This window comes from Pseudomonas sp. RC2C2, assembly GCF_018390435.1.
Lineage (GTDB): Bacteria > Pseudomonadota > Gammaproteobacteria > Pseudomonadales > Pseudomonadaceae > Aquipseudomonas > Aquipseudomonas donghuensis.
Window position 1 is genome coordinate 649,562 of the sequence record NZ_JAHBAX010000002.1, and the last position, 22,224, is coordinate 671,785.

Below are 22,224 nucleotides of genomic sequence, written 5' to 3' on the forward strand. Positions count from 1 at the left end.
CAGCGATGGCCGCGCCGCGGTTCAGAGCCAGCCATCCGCCGCATGCAAGGCAGACAAGGGCTGACGGGTTTTTTTGTCGATGGCTTGCAGAGCGTATAAACTGCTCCCCACTTTGGCCGGTCGCTACCTGAACCGGCACCTGAATCAAGAGAGTCGAGATGGGCGCACAGTGGAAAGCCAAGCATAGAGAAGAAGCAGCCAACGCCAAAGGCAAGATCATGGGCAAGCTGTCCAAAGAGATCCAGATCGCCGCTAAGTCCGGCGCCGACCCGGACATGAACCCGCGCCTGCGCCTGGCCATCGAGCAAGCCAAAAAGGCCTCGATGACCCGCGAGACCCTGGAGCGCGCGATCCGCAAGGGTGCCGGCCTGGATGGCGATGCGGTGCAGTACACCGCTGTGACCTATGAAGGCTTTGCCCCGCATCAGGTGCCGCTGATCGTCGAGTGCCTGACCGACAACGTCAACCGCACCGTGGCGCAGATCCGCGTGCTGTTCCGCAAGGGCCAGTTGGGCGCCTCTGGCTCGGTGGCCTGGGACTTCAACCACGTCGGCCTGATCGAGGCCACGCCGAACAGCCCTGACGCTGACCCGGAAATGGCCGCCATCGAAGCCGGTGCCCAGGATTTTGCCGAAGGCGAAGAAGAGGGCGCGACCCTGTTCATCACCGACACCACCGATCTGGATGCCGTGCAAAAAGCCCTGCCGGGTCAGGGTTTCACTGTGGTTTCGGCGAAAATCGGCTACACCCCGAAAAACCCGGTCAGCAGTTTGAACGACGAACAGATGGCCGAGGTTGAAGCCTTCCTGCAGGCGATTGACGATAACGATGACGTGCAGAACGTTTATGTAGGTCTGGCGGGTTGATGTAAGCCTTCAGGGCCCTATCGCTGGCAAGCCAGCTCCCACAGGTACAGCATGCACCGGACCTGTGGGAGCTGGCTTGCCAGCGATTCAGACGCCGCGAAGCTGCTGACAGGCCTCGTCGAAGCTTGGCCGGCGCATCACCTCAGGCTGCACACAATCCCGCTGCAGTGCCTTCAACGCCTCGCAATCCCCCTCGCAACACGCCAGCAACTCCCCTAGCAAAACCCCAAACGCCAACACCTCGATCCGCTGCAACGCGGCGGCTGCCACACTGCTATCAAGCGGATGAAACGACGCCGCGCCGAAATCCCCCAGCAAGCAATCGCCTTCCTCATCGCACAGCACATTGTGCGCATACAGATCGCCATGGGTAATCCCGTGCCCATGCAGGTGCGCGCCCACGCCAGCAATGGCGCCGGCCAGGCGCCGCACGCAAGCCAGGCTCAAGCGCCGTGGCGGGTATGTATCCCGTGTGCAGGAATCCAGGCTTGGCGGCCCGGCGAGGTTGAACCAGCTCGGCTCGATCAGCTGCATCACCAGCGCCGGCAGGTGCTGGGGGTGGTTGTCGATGCGTCCGGCCAGGCGTACCAGTTGCGGGTGGTCGCCAGCAGCTATGCAGGCGCTCATCTCGTTGAGCGGCAAGCCGTCGCTGGTTATCTCGCCCTTGTACACCTTGACCGCCACCGGCGCTTCTTGGTGTTGCCAGCGGGCTTGATGGATGACACCGGAAGCGCCCTGGCCCACGACCTGTTCAAGGGTGATCTGCTGCCAGTCAATGATGTTGCAATGGCCAGGGTCTTGCGGCGTGCAGTAACCCGCCGCCATGGGGTTGCCGGCATAGGCCAGCCAGGCCAGGCGCGGCATCTGCAGCAGCCATTCGGGCAGGGCTGGCAACTGGTTGGCGGACAGGCGCAGCAGTTCCAGCTGGGTGCAGCGCGCCAGGCTGGCTGGCAGCGCTCGCAGGCGGTTACCGGCCAGCATCAGCTTTTGCAGGTCCGGGCAATCGCCCAGTGCCTCGGGCAAGCGTTCGATACGGTTATCGGTAAGCACCAGCGCCCGCAAACGCGGGGGCAGAGCGGCGCCGCTGACCTGCTCGATCTGGTTGCTCTTGAACCCGACCATCTCCAGCGTCTGGCACTGGCCGATGCTTTCGGGCAGGTGGCGAAAGCGGTTTTGCGAGCAGAACAGCACCTTGAGCTTGCCCAGGCGGCCCAGATCCTCGGGCAAGTCGCTGAGGCGGTTACCGGTCAGGTTGAGCACCTGCAGGCTGTCGGCCAGGTCGAAAATTTCCCGCGGGAACTGTTCCAGCCCGCAGGCCAGGTCGAGGCGGGTAATGCCCGCCAGACGGCCGGCTTTGAGGTCTTCAAGGGTATGCATGGGGGGCGTGGCAGGCTCAAAAATAAACGGCGCCCATCATACCGGCAAGATGCGACTTTAGTCCCATGGCAGACTGGCCGCTGCGGTCCATACTCGAAGCTCGCCCTTTATTAATAACAACAAGTTCAGGGTTTTCATTCGATGACTTATCAGCACAGCTACGCCCGCTCCATCGCCGATCCAGCCAGCTTCTGGGCCGAACAGGCTGACCACCTGGCCTGGTACCGCAAGCCCCTGCACACCCTTGTTGAAAACGCCGACGGCACCCACCAGTGGTTTGCCGACGGCCGGCTCAACAGCTGCTACCTGGCCCTTGATCATCAGATCGAGCAAGGACGTGGCGAGCAGACTGCGCTGATCTACGACTCGCCGGTGACCGGCAGCCAGCAGCAGTTCAGCTACAACCAGCTGCGCGACGAGGTGGCGCGCCTGGCCGGGCTGTTGCGTGCGCTTGGGGTAGAGAAGGGCGATGGGGTGATCATCTACATGCCCATGGTGCCGCAGGCGGCCATGGCCATGCTCGCCTGCGCGCGTATCGGCGCGGTGCATTCGGTGGTATTCGGCGGCTTTGCCGCCAACGAGCTGGCCCTGCGCATCGACGATGCCCGCCCCAAGCTGCTGCTGACCGCCTCCTGCGGGCTGGAGTTCGACCGGGTCATCGAGTACAAGCCGCTGGTGGATCGTGCCTTGCAACTGGCCAAGCACCAGCCGCGTCAGGTGCTGGTGCTGCAACGTCCGCAAGCCACGGCAGCACTGGTCGAGGGCCGCGACCTGGACTGGCTCGAAGCTGTGGCCACGGCCAGCCCGGTGGCGCCGGTGGAGCTGGCCGCCGCCGACCCGCTGTACATCATGTACACCTCCGGCACCACCGGCAAACCCAAGGGGATTGTCCGGGAAAACGGCGGCAACGCCGTGGCCCTGAGCTTTGCCATGCGCCACATCTATGGCATGCAGGCGGGGGACGTGTGGTGGGGGATTTCCGATGTTGGCTGGGTAGTCGGCCATTCGCTGATCGTCTACGGGCCGTTGATGAACGGCTGTACCACGGTGTTCTACGAAGGCAAGCCGATCCGCACCCCGGACGCCGGTGCCTATTGGCGGGTGGTCGAGCAGTACCGGGTCAACGGCCTGTTCTGCGCGCCCACCGCCATGCGCGCGATCCGCAAGGAAGACCCTGACGGCGAACTGCTGCGCCGCTATGACCTGAGCTCCCTGCGGCAGTTGTTCCTGGCCGGTGAGAAGCTCGATTCCAGTACCCATCAATGGCTGGAGGCAACCAGCGGCAAGACCGTGCACGATCACTGGTGGCAGACCGAGACCGGCTGGCCGGTGACCGCGCCCTGCGTGGGCCTTGAAGGCAGTGCGGCGCGGCCGGGTTCGAGCAACCGTGCGGTGCCGGGTTATCACGTGCGGGTGCTCGACGAGGATGGCCACCTGCTGGGCGCCAACCAGCAAGGCTCGATCGTCATTGCCTTGCCGTTGCCGCCCGGTTGCAGCCAGACCTTGTGGGGCGATCACCAGCGTTACCTGGATGCCTACCTGAAGACCTACCCTGGCTATTACCACACCGGCGACGGCGGTTACCTGGATGAAGACGGTTTCGTCTACATCATGGGGCGCACCGACGACGTCATCAACGTCTCCGGCCATCGCCTGTCCACCGGCGAGATGGAAGACCTGGTCGCCCGCCACCCGGCCGTGGCCGAGTGTGCGGTGATCGGCGTGCACGACGAGATCAAGGGCCAGGTGCCGCTGGCGCTGGTGGTGCTCAAGGACGGCCAGGACATCCCGCAGGCGCAGATGCAGAGCGAACTGGTGGCCAGCGTGCGCGAGCAGATTGGCGCCCTGGCGTGCTTCAACCAGGTACGGGTGGTCAAGCGCCTGCCCAAGACCCGCTCGGGCAAGATCTTGCGCGCGGTGCTGCGCAAGATCGCCGATCAGCAGCCGTATACACCGCCCTCGACCCTGGATGATCCGGCGGTGCTGGTGGAGATCGAAGCGGTGTTGGCGAGCTTGGCGCGGGTGGGGTAGTGGCCTCATCGCTGGCAAGCCAGCTCCCACAGGTCTTGCACCAACCTTGAGAACACTGCCAATCCTGTGGGAGCCGGCATTGCCGGCGATCGAGCGCGAAGCGCTCGTAGTTCAGGTCTCAGCAGCCAGCCTGGCGCAACTGCCCCAACCGACTACGGGTGCGGGCCAGGTCGCTGGCGCTGCCGCCGAGGCTGTCGGCCAGCGGTCGGCTACCGATCAGCACCAGGTGCTTGTCCTGGTCGTACAGCACATCCACCAGGTTGACGAAGCGCTGCTGGGCGGCGATCGAGCAGTCTTCAAGGTTTGGCAAGCGCTCGATGATCCAGTGATCAAAATGCCGGGCCAGTTCCAGGTAGTCGATCACCGCCGTGGGCTGTTCGCAGAGTTCGACAAAATCAAACCCCACCGTGCGCTGCTCGCTCAGGTGTGCGCGCAGCGTGCGCTTGCCTACCTCCAGCAAAACCGGCGCGTCACCCGGCTCAGGCAACTGCAAGGCCTGGCGCTGTTCGCGGCTGCCCGGCCACAGGTAATGACCCTGGGTAAAACGCTGCTGGCCAGCAGCGCTGGGCAGGCGACGAAAGTCCTGCTCGCCGCCCACTTCAAGCACGTGCATACGGCGGTTGATCAGGCCGATCACCGGCTCGAAACGTTGGTGATAGAGCGGGTTGGGCAGCAGGCCTTGCGGTGCGTGGTTGGAGGTCACCAGCAAAAATATCCGCCGCGCGAACAAGGCCTGAAACAGCCGGGTGATGAGCATGGCATCGCCAATTTCGTGCACATGGAACTCGTCGAAACACAGCACCTGGCAGTCTTCGAGCAGTTCATCCAGGGTGCAGGCCAGGGCATCGTCCTGATGGCGATGGTCAAACATGCCCTGATGCAGGCGGGCGAAGAAGTCATGAAAGTGCAGGCGGCGCTTGTGGGCCTGGGGCAGGGCCTGGAAGAAACCGTCGAGCAGCCAGCTCTTGCCGCGCCCGACCGCGCCATACAGGTACAGGCTGCGCGCCTGGCCAGTTTCAAGTTGTGCCGCCTGGGCGGCCATATGTTCGATGACGCGCAGTTGGCCGGCGCTCAGGGTGTAGCCGCAGGCTGTGGCCTGGGTGCGAAAATGCTGACGAACGGTCTCCGCCAGGGCGCGGTCATCAGCCGCGGGCGTGCTCAAGCGGCGCAAGGCGCGCAAGGGCGAACGTATCCAGGAAGGGGGCAGGGCAGGCAAACCGGGCTCCTCGGGGCGATGGGACTCAAGGGCCAGCTTGAGCGAGGGCGGCCAATTTAACCAATATGACTGAAGGCGGCCAGTGATCTCGACGGAGGATAGGTGGCGATGTTTATCGCGGGGCAAGCCCGCTCCTACAGAGAAATCTTGTACGCGACTTATACATTTCCTTGCGAACTGGCAGGTTTTTCCTTCACTGCTACCCTCAAGGTCAGATAAATCCTGCATTGAAGGATGACACGGTGAAGGGACGCTCTTTGACAACGCTGCTCGCGTTGCTCTTAGCCAGCACGGCAGGCGCCGTCGATTTCATGGTTGAAGTCAAAGTGCAGGTGCAGCGCGGCTGTGTACTCATTCACCAGCCCCGTGATGCCGGCGCCCAGGCCCTGGGCGTGCTCGACTTCGGCCGCACCGCGCGGCTGGACGACCCGGCCGGCCCGCTCAGCAGCCAACTGGTTGCCGTGCGTGCACCACGCCTGGAATGCAACCCCGACACCGCCTATCAGGTACAGGTCGATGGTGGTCAGCACGGTGGCGTCGGCGAGGTGCGTTACCTGGCCAGCAACCAGCCGACAGCCCGACCCATCCCCTACCGTTTGTATCAGGACCCGGCCTGGCGCATGCCGCTGCCGGTCAATGTCGTCCAGCACGCCCGGGTGCCCGACTCGGGCTCGGTGGCGCTGCCGTTGTATGCGCGTATCGACCGCTTGGCCTACGTACCGGTGGTGGGGCGTTATTCGGATCTGCTCAAAGTCACCGTCACCTGGTAGCCGGGGCGGCGCTTGCTAAAGGAACTGGCAGGATGAAACGGGTATTGCTGTTGAGTGTTGGCCCACTGCTGTTGATCAGCCACGATGCCTTTGCGGCCATGAGCGGGCATATCCAGGCCCAGCTGGTGATCAGCAGCGCCTGCCAGATCAGCGCTGGCCCCGGCGCCCTGCAAACCCCGGGTGGCGGTGTGCTGGACTTTGGCCGCCAGGCCCCGAGCTGGACCAGCCCGTTGCACTCCGGCATCGAAAACAGCACCGGTGACGGCAGCCTGCACGTGCGCTGTAACCCGCAGGTACGGGCTTTCACCGTGAGCATCAACGGCGGTACCAACGGCGATGGTGCCACGCGAAGGCTGAGCAACGGCCGCGAGCTGATTCCCTATGAGCTGTCCGCCGACCCTTCAGGCCGGGCCCATTACGCCATCGGCCAGACCCGCAATTTTTCGGTCAGCAGCGCCGCACAGATTCCGATTCCGATCTATGGTGCAGTAGTCGCCCATCCCAAGGCGCTGCCGGCCGGCATTTACCGTGACACCCTGATGGTGACCCTGGATTGGTAGCATGCAAGGAGTGACTCATGCATCTGAACCTCTCTCGCTTGATTTTCGCAGGCATAGGCCTGGCGCTCGCTGCTCAGGCCCAGGCGGCGACAGTAACCGGCAATATCACCGCCACCCTGACGCTGATCGCCAGTTGCCAGGTCAACGGTGGCGGCGGTGCCAGCGGCCTGAACTTCGGTACGCTGAACTTCGGCACCCAGGAAGCGCTGTTCACGAATGCCCCCGGGCAAGTGCTCGGCGGTGGCGGTGGCGCCATGAGCATTCTCTGCTCCAGCGGTACGGTGCCGGTGATCAAGGTGCGCGCCGGTGCTCATGACAGCCAGTCAGCCGGCGGTAGCCGGGCGCTTTACGACGGCGTCGGCAACTACGTGCCCTATGACTTCTACACCGATTCAGGGCATAGCCAACTGCTGGCTATCGACGACACCATCACGCTGCCGACCAGTACCGGTGCGGCGCAGACGGTCAACCTTTATGGCCTGGCCAAAGGCAAGGCGGGCCTGCCGGCCGGGGTGTACACCGACACGGTGGCGGTCGAGTTGAGTTTCTGAGCCGTGCACCGCGTCTTGCCGGCGCTGCTGGCCCTGGTCGCCGGCAGCCTGCCGTTGCCGTTGGCGGCGGTCACCACCAGCACCTTTCAGGTCAGTGCCACGGTGGCCTCCGGTTGCCTGGTGGTGGGCGCGGTGAGCAACTACGGCAGCCTGGATTTCGGCAGTTATTCGGCGCTGTCGACCAGCAGCGTGAGCACCGCCCTGGGCGGAACGACGGTGACCCTGCAATGCACGCCGGGGGTAAGCCTGAGCATGAGCGTCGATGCCGGATTAAACAGCGCCAGTGGTACGCGCAACCTCAAACGCAGCAGCGGTACCTCGCTGGTGGCCTATCAACTGTTTCGCGATGCCGGCTTCAGCCAGAGCCTGGGCATCAACCAGAGCGTGGCGGTGAGCTACAGCGACCCTGCGGCCATCAGCTTGCCGGTTTACGCCCGGGCCCAGTTGACCGGCACTCTGCCGGCCGGCAGCTATACCGATGTGGTGCAGGTGGTGCTGACCTTTTGAGCCGCGCCGCTGAATGACTTGGATAATAAGGAGTGTGTGCATGGGAGTAGGCGCTGGCAGTTCGCGCTTGGGTTACAACCTCTTGGCTTGCGCGGTTGCCCTGTTGGGCAGTGCACCGTTGCAGGCCGCCACTTCGGTACTGATCTGGCCGATCGATCCAGTGCTGGAGGCCAATCAGAAAGCCGGGGCGCTGTGGTTGGAAAACCGCGGCGACGCACCGGCCAACCTGCAGGTCCGGGTGTTCGCCTGGCGCCAGGGCGAGTTCGACGATCAGTACCAGGCCCAGCGCGAGATCATCGGCAGCCCGCCGGTGGCCAATATCGCCCCCGGGCAAAAGCAGTTGATCCGCCTGACCCGCACCGGCAACTCGCCGGTCGGCCAGGAGCAGGCCTACCGCATCATCATCGATGAAATTCCCCCGGCCTTGCCGGCGGTGGCCAGCGCCGACAAGGCCCAGGCCGCGATCCGCTTTCAGATGCGTTACTCGGTGCCGCTGTTTGTCTATGGCGAGGGACTGTGGGGCAAGCCGGACGCCAGCGGCCCGCGCGGCGACAGCGGGGTGGGCAAGCCGGCGCTGAGCTGGCGCCAGGTGTCGGTGCAGGGCAAGCCCTATGTGGAAATCCGCAACAGCGGGCCGGTGCACGCACGCCTGACCGATGTGGTGCTGCAGCAGGGCGGCCAGAGCCGGCCGCTGGTCGAGGGCCTGCTCGGCTATGTGCTGCCCGGCGCGGTCATGCGCTGGCCGGCGCCGCAGACGATGAGCGCCGCCTCGGTGCTCAAGGGCCGGGTCAATGGCCAGGAGCCGGCGCAAACCTTGAGTCAGGGCCAATGAGCCACTGCTAGCAGCAAGGGGCCAGGGAGGACCCGGTAATGGTCGGATACGGTGTGTGAGGCTCTTTTCGGCGCTGCAGGCCTGTGGCCTGACCGTGCTGGTTTGTGGCTCGCTGCTGGCCGGCGACCTGCCGCCGCCCCCGGCCAGCCTCGAAGCGGTTGCCGATGCGCCGTTGTTCCTGGAACTGCTGGTCAACCAGATGAGCAGCCCTGAGCTGGTAGCGGTGCAGCAGCGCGCCGGGCGCCTGTACATGGCCACGGCCGATTTGCACGCGGCCGGTATCGAACTGCCTGGCGAGTACGGCGCCGAAGTGGCCCTGGACAGCATCCCCGGGCTGCATACCGACTACGACAGCCAGGGCCAGCGCCTGCTCTTGCAGGTGCCGGCCAACTGGCTGCCGACCCAGCGCATCGGCAGCCGCCAGTTGTACCCGGCCAGCGAAGCGCGCAGCAGCTTCGGTGCATTGCTCAACTATGACCTGTACCTCAACGACACCGACGACGGTGGTCGCTATCTCGCGGCCTGGAACGAGCTGCGCCTGTTCGACAGCTGGGGCACGCTGTCGACCACCGGCCAGTGGCGCCAGTCCCTGGGTGGCAACGATTACGCCGCCAGCCAGGAAGGTTTTCGCCGCTACGACACCACTTGGCGCTATACCGACGAAGCGCGCCTGCTGACCCTGGAGCTCGGCGACGTGATCAGTGGCGCCTTGCCCTGGACCGGCTCGGTGCGCCTGGGCGGCCTGCAACTGTCGCGTGATTTTGCCGTACGCCCGGACCTGGTCACCTACCCGTTGCCGGCCTTTGCCGGTGAAGCGGCGGTGCCGTCCTCGGTGGACCTGTTCATCAACGGCTACAAGAGCTCCAGCGCCGAGCTGCAACCGGGCCCTTACACCCTGACCAATGTGCCGTTCATCAATGGCGCCGGTGAGGCCGTGGTGGTGACCACCGATGCCCTGGGCCGCCAGGTATCGACCACCTTGCCGTTCTATGTCACCAGCAGCTTGTTGCAGAAGGGCCTGGCGGATTTCTCGGTCGCTGCCGGTAGCCTGCGCCGGGATTACGCGATTCGCGACTTTGCCTACGGCCCGGGGGTTGCCGCCGCCAGCCTGCGCTATGGCCTGAGCGACAGCTTCACCCTCGAAAGCCACGCCGAGGCGGCCGAGTCCCTGGCCCTCGGCGGGCTGGGCGGCAACTGGCAGGTGGGCAACTGGGGCGTGGTCAACACGGCCCTGAGCCAAAGCCGTTTCGACAGCCGCAGCGGCGAGCAGCTGAGCTTCGGCTACCAGTACAACAGCCAGCGCCTGGGCTTTAACTACCAGCGCCTGCAACGGCGGGGCGACTACGCCGACCTGTCGCTGGTCGACAGCCCCTACACGCGCCTGAGCCAGCGCAGCGAGCAGGTGACCTTGAGCCTTAACCTGGAGCGGTACGGTAGCCTCGGTGCCGGCTACTTTGATGTACGTGCCGGCGACAACTCGCGGACCCGCTTGCTCAACCTCAGCTGGAGCAAGCCACTGTGGGGCAATAGCAGCCTGTACCTGTCGGCCAACCGTGAAATCGGTGACAGCCAGTGGGCGCTGCAGGCGCAACTGGTGGTCCCGTTCGACCTGCGTGGCACCCTGAGCTTCAGCGTCGAGCGCAACAAGGACGGCGAGCGCCAGCAACGGGTCAACTACAGCCGCGCGGTGCCCAGCGAAGGCGGGGTCGGTTTCAACCTCGGTTACGCCGATGGCGACCGCGAAGCCTATCGCCAGGCCGACGTCACCTGGCGTCTGCAGTCCGTGCAACTGCAGGCCGGCGCCTATGGCAGCAGCGCCAGCATGACCCGCTGGGCCGATGCCAGCGGGTCGCTGGTGTGGATGGACGCTGGGGTGTTCGCCGCCAACCGCATCGACGATGCCTTTGTGGTGGTCAGTACCGAAGGCTTTGCCGACGTACCGGTGCGTTACGAGAACCAGCTGGTCGGTCGCACCGACCGCAACGGCCACCTGCTGGTGCCCTGGAGCAGCGCCTACTACCGGGCCAAGTACGAGATCGACCCCATGGAGCTGCCGGCCAATGTCCAGACCCCTGAGGTCGAGCAGCGCGTGGCCGTGCGTCGTGGCAGCGGCTACCTGCTGGAGTTCCCCCTGCAACGGGTGGTGGCGGCGAGCATCGTCCTGGTCGATGGCCACCACCAGGAACTGCCCTTGGGCAGCCAGGTGCGCCACGAGCAGAGCGGGGCGCTGGCGGTGGTCGGTTGGGACGGGCTGGTGTATCTGGAGGGGCTGGCTGCGGACAACAGCCTGCAGGTACAGATTGCCAATGGCGGCAGTTGCCGGGTGCAGTTCACGCTGGCGCCCGAGCAGGACCAGGTGCCGCTGATCGGCCCGCTGGTGTGCCAATGAAGCGCCTGCTCGCGCTGCTGGCGTTATTGCTCAGCCAGCAGGCGCAGGCGCTGTGCTCGGTGGTCGATACCGCGCCGGCAAGCTTTGGCAGCGTCAGCTCGACCCTGGTGCGCACCACCGTACAGTCGGCTTCGACCCTCAATGCCGGGCTGCAATGCACAGGTTCCCTGGCGAGCCTGCTGGCCAGCGACGATCATTTCTATGCCACCTTCACCCCGCCCGCAGGTAGTACCGGCTTGCTCGGGCCCTCCGGCGATGTGATCACCTATACCCTGTACGCCAACAACACCAGCAACTTCCCGATCGCCCGCAGCCTGCCCTACGATTTTGCCCGCAACGGCATCATCGATGCCCTCGGCCTGCTCAACGGCACCACACCCAAGGCGGTGCCGATCTACCTCAAGAGCCTGACCGGCAGCAACGTCGCCGCCGGTTTCTATCAGGAAACCTTCTCGGTGTACTGGGACATCAGTTACTGCTGGGGCCTGGGCGTGGGCAGTATCTGCCTGGGCCGGCAAAACCTCACCGGCACCACCAACCTGACCGTGAGCCTGACCGTGACCAATGACTGCCAGATCACCAGCCCCAATATCAGCTTCGGCAGTGCGCCGGTGGTCGGCGGCTTCAGCACGGTCAACAGCAACGTCAACGTCTCCTGCACCAAGGGCAGCAACTACAGCGTGGGCCTGGACGACGGCCAGAACGTTTCCGCCGGGCGGCGGCGGATGAAATCGGCGGCCAACAATTACCTCGCCTATGACATCTTCAAGAGCGCCGGCAGCGTGCGCTGGGGCAGCGTTACCACTGCCCGTCGGGCCAGCACCGATGCCGACATCAATCCCGGCGCGGGCACCGGTACCGGCAGCCAGGTGTTCAACTACAACGCCAAGGTCTACACCGACCAGAGCACCCCCCCAGCCGGTACCTACCTGGACAACGTGATACTCGACGTGCAGTTTTGAGCCGGCGCCCCTTCAGTCAGCCACCAGTAACCCAGGGCCAGGGCGTTGAGCAGGGCGCCGTAGGCACACACCCACAGCCAGCCGCCCCAGGCGTAGACCAGGGTCGAGGTCAGCGCGCCGAAGGCACTGCCCACTGAATAGAACAGCATGTAGGCGGCAGTCAGGCGGCTGTGGGTGGCTTCGGGCAAGCGGTAGATCAGGCTCTGGCTGGCGACGTGCACGGCCTGCAGGCCCAGGTCGAACAGCACCACGCCGAGCAGCAGCGCCCACAATGAGTAGCCGGTCAGGGCGATGGCCGCCCAGGACGCCAGCATCAACAGCAACGAGCCGCCACTGACCCATTGGCCCAGGCCGCGATCCACCAACGCTCCGGCCCGTGCCGCGGCCAGTGCGCCGGCTGCTCCAGCCAGGCCGAACAGGCCGACTTCACTGGTCGATAACGACAGTGGCGGGGCGCTCAAGGGCAGCACCAGTGGCGTCCACAAGACCATCGCCGAGGCGAAGCTGAGCAGGGCCAGCAGCGAGCGTCGGCGCAGCAGCGGCTCATCGCGCAACAGCAGCGCCAATGAGCGGATCAGTTCGCTGTAGCGGGTGGGCGCCTGCGCCGGTTCCTGGCGCGGCAGCACGCGCCAGAGCAACGCGGCGATCACCAGCGTCAGGGCCGCCGACAGCCAGTAGATCGAGCGCCAGCCGGCCAGGTCGGCCATGGCCCCGGACAAGGTGCGGGCGAGGAGGATGCCGATCACGATACCGCTGGTGATCACCCCCACCACCTGGCCGCGTTCGCTGGCCGCCGACAGCGTGGCGGCATAGGCCACCAACACTTGCGTGACCACTGCCAGCAAGCCGCTCAAGCCCATGCCGAGCAGCAGCCAGGGGGTACTCGGTGCCCAGGCAATCAGCAGCAAGGCCAGGGCCGACAGCAGTGACTGGCCGACAATCAGCCGCCGCCGGTTGAGACGATCGCCCAGCGGCACCAGCAGCAACAGGCCCAGGCCATAGCCGACCTGGGTCAGGGTCACCACCAGGCCGACCAGGCCCGGGTCGATGGCAAATTCCCGGGCCATGGCTTCCAGCAAGGGTTGCGCGTAATAGACATTGCCCACCGCCAAAGCGCAGGCCACGGAAAACAGCAAGACGACGGCGGACGACAATCGATGTGCGGGCTGCATGGGGTTCAATCCTTCTGGTTGCATAATGAAACCAGTTGTACGCTAGATAAACTGGTTTTATATTGCAACCACTTTCATTGGCGAGATTTCCCATGGTCCAACGCACCCGCCTGCAAGACGCCGAATGCCCGGTGGCCCGTTCCCTCGACGCCATTGGTGACTGGTGGTCGCTGCTGATCGTGCGTGATGCCTTCGATGGCTTGAAGCGCTTCAGTGAGTTCCAGCGCAACCTCGGCCTGGCCAAGAACATCCTCAGCACCCGTCTGCGCCAGTTGGTCGAGCACCAGATCTTCGAACTGGTGCCGGTGTCCGAGGGCAGTGCCTATCAGGAATACGTGCTCACCGAAAAGGGCCTGGGCCTGTTCCCCTTGATCGTCGGCTTGCGCCAGTGGGGCGAGGCGTTCTACTTCGCTGCGGGTGAAGCCCATTCGCAACTGGTCGACCGGCAACACGGCCAACCGGTCAAGGCCCTGGAACTGCGTGCGGCCGACGGCCGCCTGCTCGGCCCGCACGACTGTGTACGGCTGCCGGCCAGGGGCTGAACCTGGCAGCCAGCTACAACCGTCACGGCAGCCACGGGCAAGACGGCCATTGCCTCAACGCGCAGAGTAGGACCACTGTCATCCTTCTGCTCGAGGTCTTTTGCCATGTCGCTCAACGACACGCTCAGTGCGCACCTGAATCGCGGCACGGTCGGCTTTCCCACCGCCCTTGCCAGTACCATCGGCCTGATCATGGCAAGCCCGGTGATCCTCACTGCGACCATGGGCTTCGGCATTGGCGGCAGTGCCTTCGCCGTGGCCATGCTGATTGCCGTGGTGATGATGCTGGCGCAGGCGACCACCTTTGCCGAGGCGGCGTCGATCCTGCCGACCACCGGTGCGGTCTACGACTACATCAACTGCGGCATGGGGCGCTTTTTCGCCATCACCGGCACGCTGTCGGCCTACCTGATCGTCCACGTCTTTGCCGGCACCGCCGAGACCATGCTGGCCGGGGTCATGGCCCTGGTGAACTTCGAGCACCTCAACACCCTGGCTGAATCGGCCGGTGGTTCGTGGCTGTTGGGTGTGGGGTTCGTGATCATCTTCGCCATCCTCAATGCCTTCGGCGTCAGTGCGTTCGGCAAGGCCGAGATCATCCTCACCTTCGGCATGTGGACCACCTTGATGGTCTTTGGCGTGCTCGGCCTGGTGGCCGCGCCAGCCGTGGAGCTGGAGGGCTGGTTCGGGGTGTCGCTGGTGGGCACCGACCTGGTGACCATCCTCTCGCTGGTGGGCATGGCGATGTTCATGTTCGTCGGCTGCGAGTTCGTCACGCCGCTGGCCCCGGACCTGCGCCAGTCGGCGCGGAGCATGCCGCGAGCCATGGCCCTGGGCCTGCTCGGGGTGGCGACGTGCATGTTCATCTACGGCGCGGCGATGAAGCGCCAGGTCGAGAACCTGTTGCTCGATGCCGCCAGCGGCGTGCACCTGCTGGATACGCCCATGGCCATCCCGCGGTTTGCCGAACAGGTGATGGGCGATATCGGCCCGCTGTGGCTGGGTATCGGCTTTCTGTTCGCCGGTGCTGCGACCATCAACACGCTGATGGCCGGGGTACCGCGGATTCTCTACGGCATGGCCGTCGATGGCGCCTTGCCCAAGGTCTTCACCTACCTGCACCCGCGCTTTAAAACGCCGCTGCTGTGCATCCTCGTCGCCGCCTTGATTCCATGCCTGCATGCCCTGTGGCTGGGTGGCAACACCGACCGCATCATGCACCTGGTGCTGGCGGCGGTGTGTGCCTGGAGTACCGCGTATTTGCTGGTGACCCTGTCGGTGGTGATCCTGCGCATCCGCCGCCCGGACCTGCCACGGGCCTACCGCTCACCGCTGTTCCCGCTGCCGCAGATCCTGTCGAGCGTGGGGATTGTCCTGGGCATGTGGTTCATCACCCCGCCAGGCATGGACCCGGCCGACATCTACGTGCCCTTCGGCCTGATGCTGGCCGGTACGGCGGTGTACGCGCTGTTCTGGACGCTGGTGGTACAGAAGGTCAATCCGTTCAAGCCAGCCTCGGTGGAAGAGGTGCTGGCGCGGGAATTCGCTCATCAACCGGGGACTGCACATGGCCATTACCCTGCGTCATCTGTGGCAAAGGCTGTCTGAACGGGCGCCGGCCGGCTATCGGCCGGGGCTGACCCTTGAGCGGGTGCGGCGCAACCTGGGCCTGGAGCGCTTTGAGGTCGTCGCCCCCGGCCTGGGCCGCTTCGACTGGGCCGGGCAGGCGGTGCAGGTGCGCGAGCGCTGTGAAGCGCAATTGCTCATGCACCTGGTGCTGACCGAGTTCAGCCTGACCCTGCCTGCCACCGGCCAGGGCAATGCCCGCCTGGTGCTGCACCACCGCGGGTCACTGCGGCGCACCGGGCTGCAGGTTCGCCTGCGCAAGGGCGAGCTGGCATTGCAGGCTGAACTGCAACGCCGCCTGCAGGCAGATAGCGCATTGCTGCAAGCGTTGATGCCGCTGGACTTCAAGCGCCTGTTGCTGCAACGGTGCGACGGCCAGTGGACCCTGAGCCTCGAACACATCGGTGCCAGCGAGGTGGTCAACCGCCTGCCGGCCTTTCGTCGCTACATTCGCCTGAGCCCCGAGCAACGCCAGCACCTGCTGGCCGCGCTGCAAGGCTTGCCGGCGCTAGTGGCCGGGCTCTGACCCGGCCACCTGGCATCAAACCTGCTTTCACCCTGGCTGCTTGACGCAAGTTGCGCGCACATAGATAACATGTTAACTATTGACCAACAAAAACAAGATGCCACTGTGGAGGTACCCATGAGTATCCATCACGCCAGCAGCCCTGCGCTGGAACGCTGGAACGCAACGATGCAGAACATCTGCGGGGTGTACGAGACGGAACTGGCGTTCAACCCCTCGCTGTTCATCGGTGAGATTTCCACCTGGTCGCGCGGCGGCCTGGCCCTGGCCAACCTGCGCACCAATGCCGGGCTGATCCGCCGCAAGGGCCTGAACAGCGACCGCGACAACGACCAGCACTGCTTTCTGGTCAGCCAGCGCACCGGCTTTTCGCAGATCACCCAGAACGGCCTCAGCATCCAGCTGGCACCGGGCGAAATGCTTCTGATGGACGCTGCCGGCGCTTGCGAAATCATGCCCTTCGGCCTGATCGAACACGCCTCGCTGTCACTGTCGCGGGCCGAGGTGTGCAAGCAACTGGGCAGCGACAGCCGCACCTTCGGCAAGATCTCCCAGACCCGTGCCTGCGGGCGCATGCTGCACCTGTTGATGGACCAGCTGTGCAAGGAGCAAAGCGCCGGCGAAGACGAGCAGGGCGAGGGCCAGGCGCTGCACAGTGCCTTCCTGTCGTTGCTCGGTTCGGCCCTTGAGGGCAGCGACGATCCGGCGGCCCTGCCGGCCTCGTTGCAGGGCGCCAACTTGCGCAGCTATGTGCAAAAAATCATCGATGACTCCCTGGGTCAGGCCAACCTGACCCCGGTCAACCTCGCCAACCGCCTGAACATTTCCGTGCGCCACCTTTACCGCCTGTTCGAAGAGCAGGGCGACAGCGTCTGCCGTTACATCCAGCGCGCGCGCCTCAAGCGTAGCGCCGCCGACCTGGCTAACCCGGTGCTCAAGCGCGAGTCGATCACCACCATCGCCTACAAATGGGGCTTCACCGACTCGGCGCACTTCAGCCGTTCGTTCAAGAAGCAGTTCGAGCAGTCGCCCAAGGACTACCGCGCCAGCAGCCTAGCCTGATCGTTGTTTCAACTGTGTTGACTTGACCGCAGGATGCGGTCTGTATAGGCTCGCTCAGGCTGGCTACCTACCGATAGGTAGGTTTAATGGTAAACACCAGCCAGTTGCCGTTTTTATCTGGAATCGAGCCTATGCACAGTACAGCCCCCACGCCGACCGCCCAGGTCGGCTTCGCCATTTCCCTGGCCCTGATCGGCGCCCTCGGGCCCTCGGCAGTCGACATGTACCTGGCAAGCATGCCGAGCATTGCCAGCGAGTTCGCCACCTCCTATGCCGGGGTGCAGCTGACCCTGACCGTGTTCCTCCTGGCCATGGGTGCCGGGCAGCTGTTGTTCGGCCCGCTGGTCGATACCCTCGGCCGGCGCCGGCCATTGCTCGCCGGTTTGCTGGTGTTCGTCTGCAGTTCCCTGGCCGCTGCCGCCGCGCCAGACCTCAACAGCCTGCTGCTGGCGCGCTTCATCCAGGGCCTGGGCAGTGCCCTGACCCTGGTGGTGATCATGAGCATGGTTCGCGATGTCGCCGAAGGCGCAAGGGCGGCGCAGATCTTCGCCTTGCTGATGACCATCGAGGGCCTGGCACCGGTGATCGCCCCGGCGCTGGGCGGCTTTGTCGGTGCGCACTTTGGCTGGCGGGCGATCATGCTGGTGCTGGCGGCATTGGCGGTGCTGGTACTGATCAACTCGGCCGTGATGCTCAAGGAGACCTTGCCCGAGGACCAGCGCATGGCCTGGCAGCCCCGGGAATTCCTGCGTACCTATGGGCGTATCGCCTGCGACCGCCAGTTCCTGCGCCCGGCCCTGGCCTTGTCGGCGGTGTTCTTCTTTCTGTTTGCCTACATCGGCGGTGCGGCCTTGGTTTACCAGGAGCATTTCGGGCTGTCGGTGGAAGCCTTCGGCACACTGTTCGGGGCCACCGGCGTGGCCATTTTGCTCGGTGCCGTCAGCGCCGGCCGCCTGGTGGCGCGCAAGGGCCTGGTGCGTCTGGCCCGCTGGGGCGCGGCGTGCATGTTGGTCGGTGCCGTGCTGGTGCTGGCTGGCGCACTGAGTGCGGCGGGGCTGGTGGGTATCGTTGCCGGCATGGCCGTGGCCATGTTCGGCCTGGGCATGGCCGAGGCGACCCTGATGTCGCTGGTGATGGCGTCGCAGAGCAAGGCCCTGGGCTCGACCGCCGCCTTGCTCGGCGCCTTCCAGTTGATCATTTCGTCGTTCGCCACGCCATTGTCGGGCATCATGGCGCCTTTGGGTGCGGCGCACTGGGCGCTGTTGCTTGGCGTCTCGGCGGTGTGCGTCGCGCTGCTGGTGCACATCAGCACCCGCCATGCCGAGCCGCACCTGCACAGCCTGGCTGGGCATTGATCCGTATTTGTTGTGGGAGACACCGCTATGAGAAGCCTGACGCCGTCGGCGGAAAAAATCTGCGCGATTGCCGTCGAGCAGTTTGCCGAACTGGGTTATGACGCCTCGTCGCTGAACGATATCGCCGCCGCTGCAGGCATGCGCAAGCCGTCGTTGTATGCGCATTTCGCCGGCAAGGATGACCTGTTCCAGGTGGTCTATGCACGGGCCCTGCACGCGGAGCATGAGTACCTGGAGGCCTGCTTTGCCGAGAAGGTGACGGCCGGGGAATTGCCGGGGCAGCGCTTTGCCGAGCGTTTGAACCAACGTTACCAGGCGTCGGCGCACTTGCGCTTCATGCTGCGCACGGCGTTCTTTCCACCGAGTGAATTGCGGCCGGTGATCTGCGCCGGGTTCGAGGCGTACCTGGCGCGTTTGGGCGAGTTGTTCACCCAGGCATTGCGCCGCTATGCGTCAGCGCTGGATGAGCAGCAGCAACGCTTGTATGGCGATGCCTACCTGGGGATTGTCGACAGTTTGAATGTCGAATTGATCTATGCGGGGGCGGGGGCGTTCGAGCGGCGCTTGGCGGCATTGTGGCGCTTGTTTGGGGAATCGTTGGCCAGGCTTTAGGGCCTCATCGCTGGCAAGCCAGCTCCCACAGGTTCGGTGCATGCAGTCCTTGTGGGAGCTGGCTTGCCAGCGATGCTTTTTGTCAGGCTACTGCAAAGTAATGCTTCACAAAGCTCTCGCTGAGAATCTCCCACAACACCGGCGTGCCCTTGGTCACGAACCAGCTGTCACCCTGGTTGTAGGTGCGGCTGACGCCGCTCGCTTCGTCGGTCAAGCGCACTTGGCCGGTGACCACCACGGCCTGTTCATTGAACGGGTAGACCATGCGGAATTTGCCCGTGGTGGTGCCAAAATAGGCGCTGCTGACCGGGTCGGTGGGGGCACCGAAGGTCATTTTTCCGAAGGCGCGCACTTCGCCTTCGAGTATCTCAGAGCCCAGGTCGGCAACGGTGCCCCAGGCGTCGAGTTCGCTGAGCTGGAGGTTCTGTTTAACAGCAGTCAGGGTCATGGCAGTGTTCCTTGAGGGTTGAAAACAATGGGTTTCAGCGCCGGCCATTCCAGTAGCCGGACAACTGGTGCCAGGACTTGCCGGCGGTCAGCAGCACCGCGCGCAGTGAGTCCTTGGCCGGGATGGTCGGGCGTGGCACCGAACTGATCAGGTCATAGCGCGCAGAGCCTTCGCTCATGCCTTCGGCCAGTACCTTGCAGATGATGTGGCTTGGGGTGACGCCAAAACCGGAATAACCTTGCACGTAAAACGCGTTGCGCCGACCGGGCAGGGTGCCGATCTGCGGGAACAGGTTGGGGCTGCACGCCATCGGCCCGCCCCAGGCCAGGTCGATCTTCACGTCCTTGAGGTAGGGGAAGATCTTCAGCATCAGGTTGCGGTTCCAGGCCTTGAGGTCGCGCGGGATGTGCTCGACCAGCGGTGTGGCGGCACCGAACAACAGGCGGTTTTCGTTGGTCACGCGGTAGTAGTCGATCACCGGGCGGATGTCGCTGTAGGCGCCGCGAATCGGGCTGATGCGCTGGATCAGTTCGTCCGGCAGCGGCTCGGTCATCATCTGGAAGGCGTAGGTGTTGATGGTCGAGCGGTGCAGCTCCGGCTCCAGTTTGTTGAGGAAACTGTCGCAGGCCCACAGCAGCTTGCTGGCGGTCACCGAACCGCGCCCGGTGCGTACGCGAATGCGCTCGCCGTACTGCACCTGCAGCGCCGGGCTGTTCTCGAAGATGCGCACGCCGTGTTCGCTGAGGGCCTTGGCTTCACCGAGCAACAGGTTCAGCGAGTGCACATGGCCACCGCCCATGTGCAGCAGGGCACTGCTGTAGGCGTCGGAGCCGATGATCTGCTTGACCTCGCTGCCACCGAGAAAGCGGATCTCGTGCTGGGAGTTGACCGACTTGAAGTCCTTTTCCCAGGCGCGCAGGGTCTTTTCCTGGCGGGCATTGAAGCCCATGTAGCCGTAGCCATGGCAGAAGTCGGCATCGATGGCGTACTTGGCAATGCGCTGCTTGATGATGTCGGCGCCCAGGTCGCTGATCTCGAAGATCTGCCGCAAGCCATCGTCGCCGACGTGCTGCTTGATCTTCTCCAGGTCGTGGCCGATGCCGGCCATGATCTGCCCGCCATTGCGCCCGGTGCCGCCAAAGCCCAGGTACCGGGCTTCGAGCACGACGATGTTGGTGATGCCTTTTTCCGCCAGCTCCAGGGCCGTGTTGATCCCGGAAAAACCGCCGCCGATGATGACCACGTCGGCGTCCACGTCTTCTTCCAGGGTCGGGAAGCTGAGGTTGTATTTTTTGGTGGCGGTGTAGTAGGTCGGCGTTTCGATGTTGATCATGGCGCTGCCTGAAAAGTGAAGTACTGATGGGCTCTATTAAGGCCCTGCGCCGCGCTGGCGTCTTGATCCTGCCTGCCGCCGGGCTTGACTGGCGGTGCCAGGGCTGTGGCAAGGCGTTGATTTTGTTAAAGTGTTAACAAAATAGCCTGATGATTAGCCAAGCCATGCCCCAACCGCGCCCGTCCCTGACCCTGACCTTGTTGCAAGCCCGCGAAGCGGCCATGCGTTTCTTTCGACCCTCGCTCAACCAGCACGGGCTCACCGAGCAGCAGTGGCGGGTGATCCGTATCCTGCACCAGCAGGGCGAAATGGAGATCTACCGCCTGGCGGACCTGGCCTGCATCCTCAAGCCGAGCATGACCGGGGTGCTGGTGCGCATGGAGGCGGCCGGGCTGGTCAGCCGGCGCAAGGCCGAGCAGGATCAGCGCCGGGTGCTGATCAACCTGGCGGCCAAGGGCGAGGAGATTTTTGCCTCGATGAGCCAGTGCATGGAGAGCAACTATCGGCGTATTCAGGAGCAGTTCGGGGAGCAGAAGCTGCAGGCGTTGCTGGGCTTGCTGGAGGAGTTGAAGCAGGTGGGGCGGTGACCGCATCGCTGGCAAGCCAGCTCCCACAAGGTCTTCTGTAAACCTAACCTGTGGGAGCTGGCTTGCCAGCGATGAGGCCAGTACAGTCAATACACAGAAGGGCCGGATGAAGCCGGCGCCACCCCCCCCTTGAACCTGCCCGCCAACCCCTGCAAGCCGCGCATCAGCACCGTGGTATCCACCCCCACCGCGACAAACCCGGCGCCCAGCTCCAGGTAGCGCCGTGCCAAGGCCTCATCGGCACTGAGAATCCCTGCTGCCTTGCCGGCCTTTTGAATCTGCCCGATCGCCTGTTCAATCGCCGCCTGCACCTCAGGGTGCCCGGGATTGCCGCGATACCCCATGGACGCACTCAGGTCCGCCGGGCCGATGAACACCCCGTCAACCCCCTCGACGGCGGCAATCGCATCCAGGTTCTGCAGCCCTTCAAGGCTCTCGATCTGCACCAGCAAGCACATCTGCTCATCGGCCTGGTCGAGATAACCGGGGATGCTGTTCCAGCGCGATGCCCGCGCCAGGGCACTGCCGACGCCGCGCACGCCGTTGGGCGGGTAGTGCATGGCGCGTACCAGTTGGCGTGCCTGTTCGGCGCTTTCGACCATAGGCACCAACAGGGTTTGCGCGCCGATATCCAGCACCTGCTTGATCAGCGCGGTGTCGCCGATCACCGGGCGGATAATTGCCTGGGCCGGGTAGGGGGCGATGGCCTGCAACTGGCCGAGCATGCCGCGCAAGTCGTTGGGGGCGTGCTCGCCGTCGATCAGCAGCCAGTCGAAGCCTGCGTTGGCGGCAAGTTCTGCGCAGTACGGCTCGGCGAGGCCGAGCCACAGGCCGATTTGCGCCTCGCCGCGTTGCAGGCGTTGTTTAAAACGGTTGATGGGCATGTCCATGGGCAAGTCC

The 22,224-nt window shown here is 64.5% G+C and carries 22 protein-coding genes; 16 read left to right on the forward strand and 6 right to left on the reverse strand.

Annotated features, from left to right (window positions below; all coding sequences use genetic code 11):
- Positions 1-158 precede the first annotated feature (158 nt).
- Entirely contained in the window at positions 159-866 is a 708-nt protein-coding gene (locus KHO53_RS21600) for a YebC/PmpR family DNA-binding transcriptional regulator (protein WP_010221816.1), read from the forward strand.
- Between the two features lie 87 nt (positions 867-953).
- On the opposite strand, the gene KHO53_RS21605 is transcribed toward KHO53_RS21600, so the two are convergent.
- The gene (locus KHO53_RS21605; protein ID WP_213570809.1) at positions 954-2,243 is read right to left on the reverse strand and encodes a leucine-rich repeat-containing protein kinase family protein; all 1,290 of its coding nucleotides are present in this window, start codon (positions 2,241-2,243) and stop codon (positions 954-956) included.
- A 141-nt stretch (positions 2,244-2,384) separates the two neighbouring features.
- Here KHO53_RS21605 and KHO53_RS21610 point away from each other — a divergent pair, with 141 nt between their 5' ends.
- Entirely contained in the window at positions 2,385-4,274 is a 1,890-nt protein-coding gene (locus tag KHO53_RS21610) for a propionyl-CoA synthetase (protein ID WP_010221819.1), read from the forward strand.
- Positions 4,275-4,392: 118 nt separating this feature from the next.
- Here the strand turns inward: KHO53_RS21610 and zapE are convergent, their stop codons facing one another.
- Complete coding sequence (gene zapE / locus KHO53_RS21615) at positions 4,393-5,490, reverse strand: cell division protein ZapE (protein ID WP_213570810.1); 1,098 nt, start codon at positions 5,488-5,490, stop codon at positions 4,393-4,395.
- A 242-nt stretch (positions 5,491-5,732) separates the two neighbouring features.
- Here zapE and KHO53_RS21620 point away from each other — a divergent pair, with 242 nt between their 5' ends.
- The 7 genes from KHO53_RS21620 (at position 5,733) to KHO53_RS21650 (ending at position 12,061) form a co-directional block, all read left to right on the forward strand.
- A complete protein-coding gene (locus KHO53_RS21620) occupies positions 5,733-6,260 on the forward strand; it encodes a Csu type fimbrial protein (RefSeq protein WP_036995995.1) in 528 nt (175 codons plus the stop codon).
- A gap of 32 nt (positions 6,261-6,292) precedes the next feature.
- Positions 6,293-6,820 (forward strand): Csu type fimbrial protein, encoded by a 528-nt coding sequence (locus KHO53_RS21625; protein ID WP_213570811.1) that lies wholly within the window; start codon positions 6,293-6,295, stop codon positions 6,818-6,820.
- Between the two features lie 17 nt (positions 6,821-6,837).
- Positions 6,838-7,371 (forward strand): Csu type fimbrial protein, encoded by a 534-nt coding sequence (locus KHO53_RS21630; protein ID WP_036995993.1) that lies wholly within the window; start codon positions 6,838-6,840, stop codon positions 7,369-7,371.
- A gap of 3 nt (positions 7,372-7,374) precedes the next feature.
- Positions 7,375-7,878 (forward strand): Csu type fimbrial protein, encoded by a 504-nt coding sequence (locus KHO53_RS21635; protein WP_051636784.1) that lies wholly within the window; start codon positions 7,375-7,377, stop codon positions 7,876-7,878.
- A 40-nt stretch (positions 7,879-7,918) separates the two neighbouring features.
- Entirely contained in the window at positions 7,919-8,710 is a 792-nt protein-coding gene (locus tag KHO53_RS21640; protein ID WP_036995992.1) for a fimbrial biogenesis chaperone, read from the forward strand.
- A 73-nt stretch (positions 8,711-8,783) separates the two neighbouring features.
- Complete coding sequence (locus KHO53_RS21645) at positions 8,784-11,099, forward strand: fimbria/pilus outer membrane usher protein (protein ID WP_244993547.1); 2,316 nt, start codon at positions 8,784-8,786, stop codon at positions 11,097-11,099.
- Positions 11,096-12,061: a Csu type fimbrial protein gene (locus KHO53_RS21650; protein ID WP_213570812.1), complete on the forward strand. Its 966-nt coding sequence runs from the start codon at positions 11,096-11,098 to the stop codon at positions 12,059-12,061. The genes KHO53_RS21645 and KHO53_RS21650 overlap by 4 nt, the downstream gene beginning before the upstream one ends.
- On the opposite strand, the gene KHO53_RS21655 is transcribed toward KHO53_RS21650, so the two are convergent.
- Positions 12,025-13,233 carry an MFS transporter gene (locus tag KHO53_RS21655; RefSeq protein ID WP_213570813.1) on the reverse strand — a complete coding sequence of 403 codons (1,209 nt, stop codon included), beginning with the start codon at positions 13,231-13,233 and terminating at the stop codon, positions 12,025-12,027. The genes KHO53_RS21650 and KHO53_RS21655 overlap by 37 nt on opposite strands.
- A gap of 92 nt (positions 13,234-13,325) precedes the next feature.
- Here KHO53_RS21655 and KHO53_RS21660 point away from each other — a divergent pair, with 92 nt between their 5' ends.
- From KHO53_RS21660 to KHO53_RS21685, 6 genes are all read left to right on the forward strand, one after another.
- Positions 13,326-13,775, forward strand: a complete 450-nt coding sequence (locus KHO53_RS21660; RefSeq protein ID WP_010221831.1) for a winged helix-turn-helix transcriptional regulator — start codon at positions 13,326-13,328, stop codon at positions 13,773-13,775.
- Positions 13,776-13,880: 105 nt separating this feature from the next.
- On the forward strand, positions 13,881-15,383 hold the full coding sequence (locus KHO53_RS21665) for an APC family permease (protein WP_213570814.1): 1,503 nt from the start codon (positions 13,881-13,883) through the stop codon (positions 15,381-15,383).
- A complete protein-coding gene (locus tag KHO53_RS21670; protein ID WP_010221833.1) occupies positions 15,343-15,927 on the forward strand; it encodes a DUF3156 family protein in 585 nt (194 codons plus the stop codon). Before KHO53_RS21665 ends, KHO53_RS21670 begins: the two co-directional genes overlap by 41 nt.
- A gap of 117 nt (positions 15,928-16,044) precedes the next feature.
- Positions 16,045-16,989, forward strand: coding sequence for a transcriptional regulator FeaR (gene feaR, locus KHO53_RS21675; protein WP_010221834.1), 945 nt, complete (start codon positions 16,045-16,047; stop codon positions 16,987-16,989).
- 131 nt (positions 16,990-17,120) lie between these two features.
- On the forward strand, positions 17,121-18,344 hold the full coding sequence (locus KHO53_RS21680) for a multidrug effflux MFS transporter (protein ID WP_010221835.1): 1,224 nt from the start codon (positions 17,121-17,123) through the stop codon (positions 18,342-18,344).
- A 27-nt stretch (positions 18,345-18,371) separates the two neighbouring features.
- Complete coding sequence (locus KHO53_RS21685; RefSeq protein WP_159388480.1) at positions 18,372-18,956, forward strand: TetR/AcrR family transcriptional regulator; 585 nt, start codon at positions 18,372-18,374, stop codon at positions 18,954-18,956.
- An 82-nt stretch (positions 18,957-19,038) separates the two neighbouring features.
- On the opposite strand, the gene KHO53_RS21690 is transcribed toward KHO53_RS21685, so the two are convergent.
- The gene (locus KHO53_RS21690; protein ID WP_010221837.1) at positions 19,039-19,404 is read right to left on the reverse strand and encodes a cupin domain-containing protein; all 366 of its coding nucleotides are present in this window, start codon (positions 19,402-19,404) and stop codon (positions 19,039-19,041) included.
- Positions 19,405-19,438: 34 nt separating this feature from the next.
- Positions 19,439-20,737, reverse strand: a complete 1,299-nt coding sequence (locus KHO53_RS21695; protein ID WP_010221838.1) for an NAD(P)/FAD-dependent oxidoreductase — start codon at positions 20,735-20,737, stop codon at positions 19,439-19,441.
- A gap of 164 nt (positions 20,738-20,901) precedes the next feature.
- Between KHO53_RS21695 and hpaR the strand changes: the two genes are divergently transcribed.
- Complete coding sequence (hpaR, locus tag KHO53_RS21700) at positions 20,902-21,324, forward strand: homoprotocatechuate degradation operon regulator HpaR (RefSeq protein WP_213570815.1); 423 nt, start codon at positions 20,902-20,904, stop codon at positions 21,322-21,324.
- 86 nt (positions 21,325-21,410) lie between these two features.
- Here the strand turns inward: hpaR and hpaI are convergent, their stop codons facing one another.
- Positions 21,411-22,214, reverse strand: coding sequence for a 4-hydroxy-2-oxoheptanedioate aldolase (gene hpaI / locus KHO53_RS21705; protein WP_010221841.1), 804 nt, complete (start codon positions 22,212-22,214; stop codon positions 21,411-21,413).
- Between the last annotated feature and the right edge of the window lie 10 nt (positions 22,215-22,224).

What these genes read in the sequence shown, in the direction of transcription:
- KHO53_RS21600 (WP_010221816.1), top strand. Translation starts at nt 159, where the DNA reads ATGGGCGCACAGTGGAAAGCCAAGCATAGAGAAGAAGCAGCCAACGCC.
- KHO53_RS21605 (WP_213570809.1), bottom strand. Translation starts at nt 2,243, where the DNA reads ATGCATACCCTTGAAGACCTCAAAGCCGGCCGTCTGGCGGGCATTACC.
- KHO53_RS21610 (WP_010221819.1), top strand. Translation starts at nt 2,385, where the DNA reads ATGACTTATCAGCACAGCTACGCCCGCTCCATCGCCGATCCAGCCAGC.
- KHO53_RS21625 (WP_213570811.1), top strand. Translation starts at nt 6,293, where the DNA reads ATGAAACGGGTATTGCTGTTGAGTGTTGGCCCACTGCTGTTGATCAGC.
- KHO53_RS21630 (WP_036995993.1), top strand. Translation starts at nt 6,838, where the DNA reads ATGCATCTGAACCTCTCTCGCTTGATTTTCGCAGGCATAGGCCTGGCG.
- KHO53_RS21640 (WP_036995992.1), top strand. Translation starts at nt 7,919, where the DNA reads ATGGGAGTAGGCGCTGGCAGTTCGCGCTTGGGTTACAACCTCTTGGCT.
- KHO53_RS21650 (WP_213570812.1), top strand. Translation starts at nt 11,096, where the DNA reads ATGAAGCGCCTGCTCGCGCTGCTGGCGTTATTGCTCAGCCAGCAGGCG.
- KHO53_RS21655 (WP_213570813.1), bottom strand. Translation starts at nt 13,233, where the DNA reads ATGCAGCCCGCACATCGATTGTCGTCCGCCGTCGTCTTGCTGTTTTCC.
- KHO53_RS21660 (WP_010221831.1), top strand. Translation starts at nt 13,326, where the DNA reads ATGGTCCAACGCACCCGCCTGCAAGACGCCGAATGCCCGGTGGCCCGT.
- KHO53_RS21665 (WP_213570814.1), top strand. Translation starts at nt 13,881, where the DNA reads ATGTCGCTCAACGACACGCTCAGTGCGCACCTGAATCGCGGCACGGTC.
- KHO53_RS21670 (WP_010221833.1), top strand. Translation starts at nt 15,343, where the DNA reads ATGGCCATTACCCTGCGTCATCTGTGGCAAAGGCTGTCTGAACGGGCG.
- feaR (WP_010221834.1), top strand. Translation starts at nt 16,045, where the DNA reads ATGAGTATCCATCACGCCAGCAGCCCTGCGCTGGAACGCTGGAACGCA.
- KHO53_RS21680 (WP_010221835.1), top strand. Translation starts at nt 17,121, where the DNA reads ATGCACAGTACAGCCCCCACGCCGACCGCCCAGGTCGGCTTCGCCATT.
- KHO53_RS21685 (WP_159388480.1), top strand. Translation starts at nt 18,372, where the DNA reads ATGAGAAGCCTGACGCCGTCGGCGGAAAAAATCTGCGCGATTGCCGTC.
- KHO53_RS21690 (WP_010221837.1), bottom strand. Translation starts at nt 19,404, where the DNA reads ATGACCCTGACTGCTGTTAAACAGAACCTCCAGCTCAGCGAACTCGAC.
- KHO53_RS21695 (WP_010221838.1), bottom strand. Translation starts at nt 20,737, where the DNA reads ATGATCAACATCGAAACGCCGACCTACTACACCGCCACCAAAAAATAC.
- hpaR (WP_213570815.1), top strand. Translation starts at nt 20,902, where the DNA reads ATGCCCCAACCGCGCCCGTCCCTGACCCTGACCTTGTTGCAAGCCCGC.
- hpaI (WP_010221841.1), bottom strand. Translation starts at nt 22,214, where the DNA reads ATGGACATGCCCATCAACCGTTTTAAACAACGCCTGCAACGCGGCGAG.